This is a genomic window from Oscillatoria nigro-viridis PCC 7112 (genome assembly GCF_000317475.1).
Classification (GTDB): Bacteria; Cyanobacteriota; Cyanobacteriia; order Cyanobacteriales; family Microcoleaceae; genus Microcoleus; species Microcoleus nigroviridis.
In genome coordinates, this window is record NC_019729.1 from 2144131 (window position 1) to 2157000 (window position 12870).

Below are 12870 nucleotides of genomic sequence, written 5' to 3' on the forward strand. Positions count from 1 at the left end.
ACAGCGGTAAAATACTTAGTGCTTTGTTTCCAAATCTAGCGTAAATTCCAATCGGGGAATTAAAACCAATAATTGAAATATGTCTAAGACTTACACTGTTGAATTGATCCACCAAGGCTCTACCTATACCTTAGAAGTACCCGAAGATAAACAAATTCTCCGCGCCGCCAACGCCGCCGGCATTGAGTTGCCGAGTTCATGCAATGCGGGGGTTTGTACTACTTGCGCTGCTAAAATTATTGAGGGTCAAGTCGATCAAGTTGATGGCATGGGCGTTAGTCCCGAACTTCAGGCAGAAGGTTATGTGTTGCTGTGCGTTGCTTATCCCCGATCGAACTTGAAGATAGAAACAGAAAAAGAAGACATTGTGTACGATCGCCAATTCGGTAAATCTTAGGACTAAGCTAAAATTGACCTAAGTACCGCTAGCGGTAAAACCATTATGGATCGCCAGATGACTACCCATTTCATTTCCGCAGAAGTTGACCTCCACGAGACAGCCGAGCAACTGCACTCGGCTATTGAAATTGAACTGCAAAAGTACGGCGAACCCCTGCGGTGGGCAGTCACAGACGTGGATGTCGATCGGCAAAAGGCTGTGGTAGAAGGCTACGTGCTCGTGGAAGCATCCCCCGCAACACCGTGAACCGGCGCCCTTTGACAGTGGTTTTGATAGTCCCCACAGGCGTTGGAGCCTCGATCGGTGGGTTTGCAGGAGATGCCCTGCCCGTGGCTAGGGCGATCGCCCAAATTTCAGACACCCTGATCACTCACCCCAACGTCCTCAACGGCGCTCAACTTTATTGGCCGATACCTAACGCTCTCTACGTTGAAGGTTACGCCCTTGACAAATTTGCTGCCGGATGCTGGGGACTGCAACCAGTACATCAAAATCGCATCGGCTTAATCCTAGATTCCGCGATCGAACCAGACTTGCAGTTGCGGCACTTGCAAGCGGCTGATGCAGCGAGAGCTACATTGGGCTTGAATATAACTGATTGTGTTTTAACCGATCGCCCGCTGCAAGTAGAATTGCGTATTTCTGAATCAGGGGCATCCTGGGGGACGATCGGCAATCCCGACAGTTTATTGCGCGCTGCGGAAAAATTGATCGAACAAGCAAGAGTAGAGGCGATCGCAGTTGTGGCGAGATTTCCCGACGATGAAGGCAGCCTCGCCCTAGAAAACTACCGCCGCGGCAAAGGAGTTGACCCCCTCGCCGGCGCGGAAGCCCTCATCAGCCACCTCATCGTCAGGACGTTTAAAATCCCCTGCGCCCACGCCCCCGCCCTGTCTGCGCTTCCCCTCGATCCGCACCTGTCCCCGCGATCGGCTGCTGAGGAAATCGGCTATACTTTCCTACCTTGCGTCCTTGCCGGCCTGGGCAAAGCTCCCCAATTTGTCACTCCTACTGTGGGACAGGCATCTTGCCTGTCACAATTTGTCACTCCTACTGTGGGACAGGCATCTTGCCTGTCACAGTTTGTCACTCCTACTGTGGGACAGGCATCTTGCCTGTCACAGGTATGGGGCGGGCAAGATGCCCGCACCCAGGTATGGGGCGGGCAAGATGCCCACCCCACAAGAGAGAAATTCTATGCAAACAGGCGAGATTTCGAGTCCCAGGGTTTGTGGGCCGATCGAGTCGATGCGGTGGTGATACCCGCCACAGCGTGCGGCGGCAGCGCTATTCTGAGTTTGAGCGCGCGATCGTCGGTACAAATCATCGCTGTGGGCGACAACAAAACCCAGATGCAGGCGACTCCAGAAAAACTCGGAATCAAAGCTTTGCAGGTAAACTCATATTTAGAGGCGATCGGAGTTTTGGTCGCTTTGCGAGCCGGCATCAGTCCAGCTTCCTTGGGTGCAGACATCTCCTCCCTGCGTTGTTTGTCTGACTAAACCCAACAAATCTAAAATCTCAAACCTCAAATCTAAAAGTGATTAAGTGGCAGAAAAACTTCCCAGAAATCGTGAAATTGATCCCTTGACGCGCACCCAAGTTTTAGTAGCAATGGGCGTGACAGCAATTATGTTGCTGGCGGTAGCTAAATTGTGGTTGGTATTTGGATCGGTATCGCTTTTGCCAGTCAAATTGATAGGAATGGACTTGCTCAAAGGATGTGCGCTCGGACTGGCAATTACAGGCGGCAGTGCGATCGTTTATCGCCTCTGGCCGGGTTATCGCCGGAGTGCAGACATTTACTTGGAAGTAGTGCTTAAACCTTTGTTTTGGCCGGATTTAATTTGGCTGGGACTGCTGCCGGGACTTAGCGAAGAATTGCTATTTCGAGGCGTGATGCTGTCTGCTTTGGGATTGAATGTTACCGGTTTAGTTTTATCGAGTTTTTGTTTCGGCATCCTGCACTTGGGAGGCATGGATCAGTGGCCTTATGCTGTTTGGGCAACGGCTGTTGGATTGCTGTTGGGTTACAGTGTTTTAACTACTGGAAATTTGTTAGTGCCAATTACGGCTCATATTTGTACAAATTTGATTTCTAGCTGTGTTTGGAAGTGGGAACAGAATGCGGTGAAGCGTTAGCTCGATCGCAATTCCAAAGCGATTGAAATCCCGCCTGCGCGAACTATAGCAATAAATACCAACGCGCAAGGGGGTTTTGAGATTGAACGAACCGAGAAGACGCTAAGGGCGCGTTCGGCGAAGCCGTTCCCGTTCCCCGCAGGGGTTCGGTGAAGGGTAGGGTAGGAAGAGAAAGAGTTCACAGAGGTGAAAAGGTTTTAACCGCCGATTTTTATCTGTGTTAAGGCAGTTTGTAACTGCTCGATCGCACAATCAACTCACCTTGACGCGGATCGCGGCTGAAGATAAAAGCTCCTTCTTGAGTTTCGCCGCTTGACAAAAAATCAATTTGTTGGTCGCCGGATTCTACAACTTCACCGTTGACGCGCAGTTCGGCAATAATTTGCACTGATTCGGCTGTTTCGCCGCCCGTATTAGTTACTGCAAACGGCACGTAAAATTGCCCTTGAGTTTCGCGAACAGGCGTGTTCCGAGTGACAGAAATAACCGGAGGTTCCTGCTTTTTAGTCATCCAGTTGTAGAGTACGAGTCCGATGAGGATAGAAAGGATCGAACAGGCGATCGCAAATGCCACCCATTCAGCAGGAGTTCTTTTTTTTTGCTGTTCGTTATTACTTTCACTCATACCGCCAACCTCCCCGCCGCGCCGCCAACAGCCGCCGGCAATCCCAATACTAACGTATAGTTCAACCAAATCGACCACGGGTCGTCCAAACTGAGTTTGTGGAAGAAAAACATCATAAATGCAGAAGCCGCCAGCGACACTAAATAGGCCATGACAGTTTCGCTGATGGGACGCTGAAAAATCCCTTGCTGCTGCTGCCGTTTTGCTTGATAAGTAAAGCCGGCGATAAATACAATACCGTAGGAAATTAGCAGCGAAGCGGCGATAATTGCTAATTGCCTAGGTGGCGAAATACCTGCCGCTAGCATGGGAATTTCGTCAGTTGGGGCGATGTTGAAAGCAACGATCGTCGCGCCGATTAAAGTAGCGCCGATATCTGCTAGAGTTGCATTAATGGTAGGTTCCTTTTCGCTGTCTGAGCTTTGATAGCGATCGCCGCTCAAGAAACCGTTTGCCAGGGCTACTCCCAAGGCAAACGGCAGACCTTCAAAGATGATTTTCCCCAAAGTTTCTTGCAGCGGAGTCTCCGGCGTAATTTCCCTGAGCAAAAACAGGACAAAAGCCGCGCAGACAATGCCGATAGCCATCGCTTCTACGGTATCGATTGCAGCCTCTAGCCAGCGGATGTCTTGAGTTTTGCGAAAACCTTCCGTGCGAGTCAACAAGAAAACGACGAGAAAAGTAGTTGCGATCGCGATCGACATTTCCGCTGGTTTAGTATGCGAACCGATCCACCAAACTTCCATCGTATAAAGCAGCGGAATTCCGAACAAAAACCCGCCAGATGCGCCTCGAATGAGGTCGTTTAGTTCATTGGACCACTGATTTTTGCGTCTTTTTGATTTGTTCATTTTTTAGTGAAAACGCACCTCAAAAATTGGGCAAGTAAATATTTTTTTAAACCAGCTCAAATAGAATACCATATTTGTTGTATTCTTTCTCTAACTTGCGTCCAGTCGCTAGCGGTTAAAATTCCCAATCGACGATTGACCAAACGCTTTTCTATTGTGTTCACTTTATGCAGCCGAACCACTGACGAACGCAACAAACCTGCCTGCTCCCATTCTACAATCTCAACATCAAAAACAGTCCTAGTTGTTTGACTTGTCACTCGTGCAACAACAATATCTTCATCTCCTGCATCCAAAAGTACCAGCACAGGACGGAGTTTTGATGTTGTTACGTCGGCAAAAGGTAGTGCCAGTAAGAGAACTTCTCCTGATTGATAATTTGGCATATTTCAAATATTGTCGTAGATAGCATCTTCCTCGCTGTAGCCAGCCAATAATTGCTCAGCAGCAAGGATCTGCCAAGCAGCGTTTTCCTCTTCTGTGTCAGTTGGTTCTTGCACCAGAACAATAACTCTGACTTGTTGGTTAGCTGCCAAGTATTTTAAGAGGGTATCGGGAAATTCTATTTTCCCTTCATCTGTGACTTTTGCGGGAAACTCGTATGCTTTCATAATTTTTAGGTCGATTTTTTTACAACATTATTCAGTTTGTGATGTACTTTCTAATTCCTTGAGTTATTATAAAAAAACTCCTACGATTATAAATCTCTTTGCCAAATCTTGATAGTTTTGTCATCACTCCCACTAACCAGAGTCTGCCCATCGGGGCTAAAAGCCACAGAGTAAACTCCCCATGTGTGTCCTAAAAGAGTGCAAATCTTCTCTCTAGCCTCTAGATTCCAAAGTTCGATCGTTCCGGGTTCACTATCATAGCGTTCTCACAATCGCTTCCACCAGTTGCGATAATTTTACCATCACGGCTAACAGCTAAGCAGAAGCTTCCCATTGAATTTTCCGCAAGAGTATAAATTTCTGTTCCTGTATCAAGATTCCACAACTTGATAGTTCCGGCACAGTCTAAGGTAGCAAAAGTTGCTCCATCAGGGCGGACAGCCAGGGCATTAACACAGTCCCTCCCCTCCTGCCAATTCTTTGTCCAGATTTCATCTCCAGTGGTTAAATTAAAAGCTACTGCACTTAGAGAAACATAATCATCTGCATTGCTACTGAGTAGAATATTTCCGTCAGGACTGAATAAAATATCAAAACCATAATATACTTCGACTGGCCACTTTAAAGTCCGAATTTCTTCTCCATTGCTAACGTTCCAAAGTTTGATAGTTGTGTCTTCACTGGCACTTGCCAGAGTCTTCCCGTCGGGGTCGATCGCCACAGAAGTAATTATGTCTGAATGTCCGGCGATCGTGTAAATTTCCTCTTTAGTGCTGAGATTCCACAGTTTGATAGTTTTGTCCTTACTGCAGCTAGCAAGAGTTTGTCCATCAGGGGCGAGGGCAATGGATGTAACTCCATGTGAATGTCCTGATAAAGTGTGAAGTTCTTGCCCTGTGTTGAGGTTCCACAGCTTAATTGTGCTATCAGAACTTCCGCTAACTACAGTCTGTCCGTCTGGAGTGATGACAACAGAAGTTACCGAACATGAATGTCCGTGAAGGGTGTGTACGCATTGCCAGTTAGTTTGAAGCATTTGATATTACTCCTAGCATTCATCCAGCAACCACATTTTTACTGATTGTTTTCAATGCCATTAAAGTGGAAGCTGAATCTCGGAAGACTCTCCTAAAGCTTCGTTGACAACAATCAGTTTTCCTTGACTATCCGCCCCTAATTGTTGATTGACATTGAGTAATTCAATTCCATAAATAGTACCGTCTGGGGCAACATCCACATTCATTTGCTCGCTAACCTGGATAGTGTTTACCTGTACGGTTTTTTCTTGCAGGTATATATAAGCTACGTTGTATCTCGGATCGTAAGTCAGTTTCACGGGAACCTCCTGCTCAAAAGAATTTGACAATTACAGTGATAATCATCCAGTCTTCGCCTTCTGGGGCTGCGATCGCCTCTACTTTCTTCATAGCATAAACTTTTCCTGCCACTCAGCATTGAAGGAAAAGTTGCGCCTAAATCCGGTTCTGCCAAATTGAGCCGGAAAAGTTGTGCCACTTTCAACAGTAGCAATTACTTCTGCCTCAGTTGCACCTCGCTCAATCAATCGTGCTTGAGCATGGGGATGTAATCTAACGCTCACGTTGCTATTACCTCCTTTTTGCCTCTTTATTTTTGCACTAACTTAATTCACCCCAGCCGCACATAAGCATCAAAATAAAGGCATGAGTGTCCAACAACAACCTCATTCCATGTACTCCTTAAACTCTTCTAGCGGTTCGTCAAAATCATCGGACATCCAAACCATTCCTTTCGCACTTCCTGCTTGCCGATTGGGTTTAGCTTGTTTGGGTATTCCTACCAATTTTACAACGGGCTGGTTATCTTGAGTAATCGCCATTTCTTCGTCTCTCATCGCCGCAGCGATTAATTCCACAAGCTTTTCTTTTCGCTCAATAATGTCTAGTTGATACATCATTCCTGCCTCATTACTATGAATTTATAACATCACCCTTCTAACTCAATTAAACAAATCCTCTTCCTCCAAATCAACCGACTGCAACTCCAGATCGCCAGACTGCAACTGAGCCGGTGTAGCAGGAATCGCCGCAATAATTGCATCGATTACCTTCGCCACCGGAATAATCTGCATTCCCAAATCTGGTACGGGTTGATTCTTCGGAATAATCGCCCTTTTGAAACCCAATTTCGCTGCTTCCCTCAGCCGCAATTCTAATTGGGAGACCGGCCGCACCTGTCCTCCCAAACCCACTTCTCCGAGCAAAACTGTGCGCGCATCAACCACCCGATCGCGAAAACTGGCCACAACGGCGATCGCAACTGCCAAATCCGCCGTCGGTTCCTCCACCTTCAACCCGCCCACCGACGCGACAATCGTATCCAACTTAGATAAAGGAATCCCCACCCTTTTCTCCAAAACCGCCAAAATTTGCTGCAATCTAGAATTGTCCACACCAGTAGTAGAACGGCGCGGCGAACCAAAACTCGCAGGGCTGACTAACGCCTGAATTTCTACTAAAATCGGTCGAGTTCCTTCGCAAGCAACAGTCGTCGAAGTACCGGGCGAAAACTCATCTTTATTGCCTAAAAACAACTCAGACGGATTATCTACTTCTCGCAAACCGTGTGCTACCATTTCAAAAACACCGATTTCGTGAGTCGCACCAAAACGATTTTTCATCGATCGCAAAAGCCGGTGAGAAGCAAAGCGATCGCCCTCAAAATAAAGTACAGTATCTACCAAATGCTCCAAAACCCGCGGCCCCGCCAAAGCTCCATCCTTCGTAACGTGACCGACAATAAATAAAGTAATATTTTCCCTTTTCGCAACCTGCATCAAAGCAGACGTACATTCCCGCACCTGAGCCACCGAACCCGGAGCCGATGTTAAACTAGCAAAATAAATAGTTTGGATGCTGTCAATCACCGCCACATTTGGTTTCAGCGCTTCCAACTCCCGCAAAACAACCTCTAAATCCGTCTCGGGAAGCAAATAGAAATTCTCCGCTGAATTGTCCTCCGAATCCTTTTTAGCTTCCCCGTTAGTGCCAGATTTATGCCCGCCGTTGCTTGACAATTCAACCGGATTAGCCACACCCAAACGCTGCGATCGCAACTTCACCTGCTGACCGGACTCCTCCGCACTCACATAGAGTATTCTATCCTTGCGCGCCAACATATTCGCCACCTGCAACAGCAGAGTCGATTTCCCGATTCCCGGTTCCCCGCCAATCAAAACCAGCGAGCCCGGAACAATTCCACCTCCCAAAACTCGATCGAGCTCTCCGAAACCAGAAGGCCAGCGAGACTGAGTTTGGTCAGCAATCTGCGATAATCTAAAAGATACCCTCGGTTGACCCTTCGACTTATCAGGGGGCGAACCGCCCGCTGTCTTAGTTGTCACCCCAGTTAAACCAGCCCGCGATACACCAACAGTAGGTTGTTCTAACTGCTCGTCAAAAGAATCCCACTTCTGACAGCTAGGACACCTGCCAAAATATTGTGGTGAATCATACCCGCATTCCCGACAAATATATTGTATTCGAGGCTTAGGCATTGTTTACTATAGATAAATAGTTACCCTAACATTTAGAAAAGTCTGAGTTAAAGCAATTATCAAGCTTTCAGACCGATCGCCGCCCATGATTCAATTTGTGTCTTCTATGATAGGGTACAAAAAAATAACATTATCTGAAATGTAACTTAAGGAGTGCTCGGTAACTTGGAAAACCATAAAGAAAAAATTCTGGTAGTCGATGACGAAGCCAGTATCCGCCGCATTCTGGAGACTCGCCTTTCCATGATTGGCTACGATGTCGTCACCGCTGCTGACGGCGAAGAAGCTCTCGAAACGTTTCGCAACACCGAACCCGACTTAGTGGTTTTGGACGTGATGATGCCGAAGCTAGACGGTTACGGCGTCTGTCAGGAGTTGCGTAAAGAGTCAGACGTACCCATCATCATGCTAACCGCTTTGGGAGACGTAGCCGATCGCATCACCGGTTTAGAATTGGGCGCCGACGATTACGTCGTCAAACCTTTCTCTCCCAAAGAACTTGAAGCCCGCATCCGTTCGGTACTGCGGAGGGTTGACAAAAACGGCGCATCGGGAATTCCCAGTTCCGGAGTTATCCACGTCACCAATATTAGAATTGACACCAACAAGCGCCAAGTTTACAAAGGCGACGAACGAATTCGGCTCACGGGCATGGAATTCAGCCTGTTAGAACTGCTTGTGAGCCGTTCTGGAGAGCCTTTTTCGCGATCGGAAATTTTGCAGGAAGTGTGGGGATACACGCCAGAACGCCACGTAGACACCCGCGTAGTAGACGTTCACATCTCGCGGCTTAGGGCAAAGTTGGAAGACGACCCCAGCAATCCCGAATTAATTCTCACCGCCCGCGGCACAGGCTATCTCTTCCAGCGAATTGTCGAAATTGGAGAAGTAGGATAAAGTCAGTTGGCAGTTGGCAGTTGGCAGTTGGCATGAGTTAAATTACCAACTACCAATTACCAATTACCAATGACTAATGACTAATGACTAATGACTGCTGACTAATGACTAATGACTAATGACTAAATCCGATCCCAATAAAGTTTTGCGACAATTGCCCTTAGTTGCAGGAGGGCTAGCAGGTACGCTGCTAATGGTCAACCGCTTGCTGACAGAGCAAATTACAGATTCTCAAGCTCGATCGGACGCTTTGGGAGTAATTGTCAGCGCTTTGCTGATTTTAACAGGTTTGCTGTGGCAGCAGGTGCAAGCGCGATCGCCCGATTCCGTAAAACTGATCGGCGAAGAAGGTTTTGAATTTGCGCCGGATTTGCCGGAGGCCGTGAAAATAGAACTAGCCTGGGCGTCGCGTTTGCTGTTGACAAATACCGCCACAAGGTCGATCGTAATTGTGTATCAGGGAAAAGTCCTATTGCGGCGCGGTATTTTAGGCATCAATCCCGAAGTCAAACCAGGGCCGATTTTGCAGCGAGTGTTAGACAAAAATAAACCAGTTTATTTAGTAAATCTCAATATTTACCCTGGGCGAATAGAATTTGACTATTTGCCAGAAAATACTCAAGGAGTTATCTGTCAGCCGATCGGCAGCCAAGGCGTTTTAATTTTAGGTGCTAACGCGCCCCGCAGCTATACAAAACAAGATGAAAACTGGGTTGAAGGCATTGCCGACAAACTAGAAAATACCCTCAATCGATTTTAGATTTTAGATTTTAGATTTGGGATTTGGGATTTGGGATTTTAGATTTGGGATTTGGGATTTCACAATGCCAGCCTTGTCAAGGTGCGATCCTCTTCGTTGGCGTAGCCCCCGTAGGGGCGGGCTGCGCTAACGACGGATTTGCCTCATTCCCCCCAACGAAATTTCAAGGGTTTGAGGGTCTTCTTTCTTCTTAACCACCAAGACGCGGGCTGCGCGTACAGGGCGCACCTTAACCTTAGTCCTCAACAAGACTCTCCGGGTGCGCTAGGCGCACCTTACTAGCTCACAAATCGCCACTCAAAACTCAAAACTCAACACTACTACCGAGCCCAGTCAGTGCCGCGCCACAGTGTAAAAAACAAAACACTAGAAATCAGCGCGCCCAACAGCCACTTAATAGCATTTTTAAATAACCCCAAGCGCTGATTTGACTGAACCGCAGCACTTTGCGTCTGTAACCGTTCCTTAGCCGGAGTAATTCTCGAAAGAATTTGCTCTTTCAATTGCTGTGGGTTTTGCGTATCCGCTGGTACCCCCAAACGAGTAAGTTCCCCCGCCAAATTCTTTAAATCTTCAGGACTACCCTTCTTTAGCCGATCTTCCACCTGCTGCAACTGAGCTAATTGTTGGTTTGCTTGAGTAGTAATTTGCTGGTTGTTTTGGTTGTTGACGTAGATAGCGCCAAAAATTCCCAAAGGTAGCATCAACAGAAAAACCAGGGCCAGCAGCAGACAAACCCAAGACAAAACCTTCAAAAAAACGTCTTCCAAACCTTTGCGGTCGTACCCTTCTCCAAAAAATATCAGCGCCATTGCCAGTAAAGGAACTGGCACCCGTTCCACTACAGCCCCAATCGTTTGCAATTCCCAGAGGCGATTGCCAAAATTGGCTGGTATAAGAACGGCAATCGCATCTAATACAGACAGAATTAATAGACCGTAGCCAATCCAACGCAGTCTGTAGATAGAAAAACCTTGTTCGCCTTGTAAGTCATTCATAAAATAATCAGAGTTGTTGTTAAGAAAAATCTCTCTTGACCCCGCCCAATAACGGAGACCAGCTCCCGACAACAGTCGTAGAGAGTCAAAAATTTTAGACTCTTGTTCAAGCTTCCAGATTCACCTGTGGAGTAAATCTAAAATCTAAAAGCTAAAAGCTAAAATCGACTGAATCGAGTCAAGGATCGGGGAATCGCGGCTGCCACCACTCATACCAAGAAACCCAAGCATTCTCTAGAATTTTTTTGGCATCTTCTGGAGTTTTTTTATCCAAAGGCACAGACATCTGAGTCCACAAACAGCGCCGGTCTTGAATATTTCCTCTACCCAACAACCAAAACAGAATACGGTTTGGCTGCCAATCGCGAGTATTTCGATTATATCTAAACTGTTGGGAAGTTACTGTAGCACTGCCACGAGGATTGATACACGAACTCAAATACAGTCGATTTTGCTGTTGCAAGATTCCGTGAAACCCCGCGCCTTGAGTGTTTGCCAATGCTAGTTTACCAGGATACGACTTGAGAACAGTATGTCCTTTCATCATACCTTCCACATCCCCAATGGTGTTTACCGCATACCGCATCTCTATTTCTAGAGCCATGCTATTTTTTTGATATTCATATTTCCTGGCAGCTTTGAATTCTGAATTGTCGCTAAGTTCGATCGGCGCGCTCTTGTTTAGTTTCCAATCGGCTAGAGGCACCGACTCGGGAAACTCAAACGGGGTTGCCACCTTCTTGCCGTCCGATGGATAGAAAACCAATTTTCCGGCCACCAACAAAACGCCTCCCAAAGTAACAGCCAACAGGGAAAGCCTAACTGGTTTCCAAGAGGTAATAGCCATTAGCAATTCTGTCCTTCCTGATTTGGGGGTTGGTCTTTCAAAATTGCAAACCAGCAGAATAACCCGAAAATAAATACAGCAATCATCGAAAATATTACCGAACCATTTCCTTCGTGCCAGTATTTAAATGCTTCGGGTTGAGATAGCGATACCAGCACGGCCAGGAGAGCAACTCGCGCGGCATTAACTAGAAATGCAGTAATTACGGCCACGAATGGCAATATTATTTTCTGACCCTTAGTGGTAGGAAACATCAGTAAGAAAACCAGAGCTAGTCCTAACAATTGTAGCATCGCATTCACCCCCGAACAGCCGTGATAAACTTCCACGCTGCCCTTTTCCAGGATTAGAAAAACCCCTTTCCGCACCACTTCAAATCCTAGGTAGTGCAGGAGGAAAGCTGAAAATTTTGCTGTTAATAGGGCGACATCAACGAATACTCCGATCAATCCGGGAGGAATAGCTGTATAGCCAAGAATTAGAAGTTCCTGCCAATATTGTTTCAGTCCTTTTGTTCCCGAAGCCAGCAATGCGAGACTGATTCCAGATAAGAACGGCACAACTCTTATAAAATAGTCGTATCCAGATATCGACGAACTTTTGAGCAATATTAAAGCAATTAACGATGTCCCAAAGAAGCTGGCGAAAACTCCGCTTTCAAAAGTTAAGGATTCGTGCCTTTCCCAAATGAGAAATGCTACGACTCCCCAAAATAGTAACATTGTACCGAACAGGTCTGTGTCGTTTGTTCTGGAAGTTAGAGTTAGGTGTAGGGCAATCAAACCGCAGGCGATGCCTAACAGCCAGTATTTAGGTTCTTGGACGTGCTTGAGCCAGTTGATTTCGGTCATTGCTGCTTTGTGTTTTTACTAAAAGCTTCTAAAATGCTGAATCTTGTAACTCTATTAAAATTATCAGCTACAAACACTTAAATTTATGCGTTTGGGGTGATTTTTAACTAAATCTTCACAAAGATTGACAAGGGCGAATATGTGTGATAGTCACCTGCACCTAATTAAATCTGAAGTTAGGAGCAAAGACCAAAGAAAACAGGTTTTTTAACTCGGATCGATCGCGCGCAACTAAAAATTTTCCTTTCTCTAACCGGGTTTTTGCGGCTGGAGTTGTAAAGCTTGAAGGCAAGACAGAAACCTTTCTGGACGCACTCTTGAGCGGGAAAACCCGTTTCTTACTGGTTCTGGTT

At 46.6% G+C, this 12870-nt stretch carries 19 protein-coding genes; 6 read left to right on the plus strand and 13 right to left on the minus strand.

Translation table 11 applies throughout. The features are described 5' to 3' along the window. Positions 1-79 precede the first annotated feature (79 nt). Genes OSC7112_RS09230 through OSC7112_RS09245 form a run of 4 tightly spaced genes read left to right on the plus strand, consistent with a single transcriptional unit; the run spans position 80 to position 2542 of the window. Positions 80-397, plus strand: a complete 318-nt coding sequence (locus OSC7112_RS09230; RefSeq protein WP_015175651.1) for a 2Fe-2S iron-sulfur cluster-binding protein — start codon at positions 80-82, stop codon at positions 395-397. A 57-nt stretch (positions 398-454) separates the two neighbouring features. Beyond that, a complete protein-coding gene (locus tag OSC7112_RS09235; RefSeq protein WP_015175652.1) occupies positions 455-646 on the plus strand; it encodes a DUF8621 family protein in 192 nt (63 codons plus the stop codon). Continuing rightward, on the plus strand, positions 643-1902 hold the full coding sequence (locus tag OSC7112_RS40875; protein WP_015175653.1) for a DUF3326 domain-containing protein: 1260 nt from the start codon (positions 643-645) through the stop codon (positions 1900-1902). Before OSC7112_RS09235 ends, OSC7112_RS40875 begins: the two co-directional genes overlap by 4 nt. Positions 1903-1948: 46 nt before the next feature. Then, positions 1949-2542 carry a CPBP family intramembrane glutamic endopeptidase gene (locus OSC7112_RS09245; RefSeq protein WP_015175654.1) on the plus strand — a complete coding sequence of 198 codons (594 nt, stop codon included), beginning with the start codon at positions 1949-1951 and terminating at the stop codon, positions 2540-2542. Between the two features lie 220 nt (positions 2543-2762). On the opposite strand, the gene OSC7112_RS09250 is transcribed toward OSC7112_RS09245, so the two are convergent. The 10 genes from OSC7112_RS09250 to radA all read right to left on the minus strand — a co-directional run bounded on the left by OSC7112_RS09250 (position 2763) and on the right by radA (position 8164). Further along, complete coding sequence (locus tag OSC7112_RS09250) at positions 2763-3167, minus strand: TIGR02588 family protein (protein WP_015175655.1); 405 nt, start codon at positions 3165-3167, stop codon at positions 2763-2765. Next, positions 3164-4018 (minus strand): TIGR02587 family membrane protein, encoded by an 855-nt coding sequence (locus OSC7112_RS09255; RefSeq protein WP_015175656.1) that lies wholly within the window; start codon positions 4016-4018, stop codon positions 3164-3166. The genes OSC7112_RS09250 and OSC7112_RS09255 overlap by 4 nt, the downstream gene beginning before the upstream one ends. A gap of 56 nt (positions 4019-4074) precedes the next feature. Further along, positions 4075-4404: a type II toxin-antitoxin system PemK/MazF family toxin gene (locus OSC7112_RS09260; RefSeq protein WP_015175657.1), complete on the minus strand. Its 330-nt coding sequence runs from the start codon at positions 4402-4404 to the stop codon at positions 4075-4077. A gap of 3 nt (positions 4405-4407) precedes the next feature. After that, positions 4408-4629 carry a hypothetical protein gene (locus tag OSC7112_RS09265; RefSeq protein WP_015175658.1) on the minus strand — a complete coding sequence of 74 codons (222 nt, stop codon included), beginning with the start codon at positions 4627-4629 and terminating at the stop codon, positions 4408-4410. Positions 4630-4715: 86 nt separating this feature from the next. Beyond that, positions 4716-4868 carry a WD40 repeat domain-containing protein gene (locus OSC7112_RS42345; RefSeq protein ID WP_083888139.1) on the minus strand — a complete coding sequence of 51 codons (153 nt, stop codon included), beginning with the start codon at positions 4866-4868 and terminating at the stop codon, positions 4716-4718. Further along, positions 4850-5665 (minus strand): WD40 repeat domain-containing protein, encoded by an 816-nt coding sequence (locus OSC7112_RS09270; RefSeq protein WP_051041501.1) that lies wholly within the window; start codon positions 5663-5665, stop codon positions 4850-4852. The genes OSC7112_RS42345 and OSC7112_RS09270 overlap by 19 nt, the downstream gene beginning before the upstream one ends. A 60-nt stretch (positions 5666-5725) precedes the next feature. Next, positions 5726-5965: a DUF2283 domain-containing protein gene (locus OSC7112_RS09275; protein WP_015175659.1), complete on the minus strand. Its 240-nt coding sequence runs from the start codon at positions 5963-5965 to the stop codon at positions 5726-5728. A gap of 87 nt (positions 5966-6052) precedes the next feature. Further along, positions 6053-6229 (minus strand): hypothetical protein, encoded by a 177-nt coding sequence (locus OSC7112_RS09280; protein WP_015175660.1) that lies wholly within the window; start codon positions 6227-6229, stop codon positions 6053-6055. Positions 6230-6331: 102 nt separating this feature from the next. After that, positions 6332-6565, minus strand: a complete 234-nt coding sequence (locus tag OSC7112_RS09285) for a type II toxin-antitoxin system Phd/YefM family antitoxin (protein WP_015175661.1) — start codon at positions 6563-6565, stop codon at positions 6332-6334. Positions 6566-6607: 42 nt separating this feature from the next. Continuing rightward, positions 6608-8164 (minus strand): DNA repair protein RadA, encoded by a 1557-nt coding sequence (gene radA, locus OSC7112_RS09290; protein WP_015175662.1) that lies wholly within the window; start codon positions 8162-8164, stop codon positions 6608-6610. A gap of 165 nt (positions 8165-8329) precedes the next feature. On the opposite strand from radA, the gene rpaB reads away from it, so the two are divergent. Further along, entirely contained in the window at positions 8330-9061 is a 732-nt protein-coding gene (rpaB, locus tag OSC7112_RS09295; protein WP_071587789.1) for a response regulator transcription factor RpaB, read from the plus strand. A gap of 118 nt (positions 9062-9179) precedes the next feature. Beyond that, the gene (locus OSC7112_RS09300) at positions 9180-9821 is read left to right on the plus strand and encodes a cofactor assembly of complex C subunit B (RefSeq protein ID WP_015175663.1); all 642 of its coding nucleotides are present in this window, start codon (positions 9180-9182) and stop codon (positions 9819-9821) included. Between the two features lie 320 nt (positions 9822-10141). On the opposite strand, the gene hpsJ-A is transcribed toward OSC7112_RS09300, so the two are convergent. The 3 genes from hpsJ-A to crtA form a co-directional block, all read right to left on the minus strand. Beyond that, entirely contained in the window at positions 10142-10819 is a 678-nt protein-coding gene (hpsJ-A, locus tag OSC7112_RS09305; RefSeq protein WP_015175664.1) for an HpsJ-like protein, cyanoexosortase A-associated, read from the minus strand. Positions 10820-10997: 178 nt separating this feature from the next. Then, positions 10998-11666, minus strand: a complete 669-nt coding sequence (locus OSC7112_RS09310) for a cyanoexosortase A system-associated protein (protein ID WP_015175665.1) — start codon at positions 11664-11666, stop codon at positions 10998-11000. Beyond that, positions 11666-12517, minus strand: a complete 852-nt coding sequence (gene crtA, locus OSC7112_RS09315; RefSeq protein WP_015175666.1) for a cyanoexosortase A — start codon at positions 12515-12517, stop codon at positions 11666-11668. Before crtA ends, OSC7112_RS09310 begins: the two co-directional genes overlap by 1 nt. Positions 12518-12870: the final 353 nt, after the last annotated feature.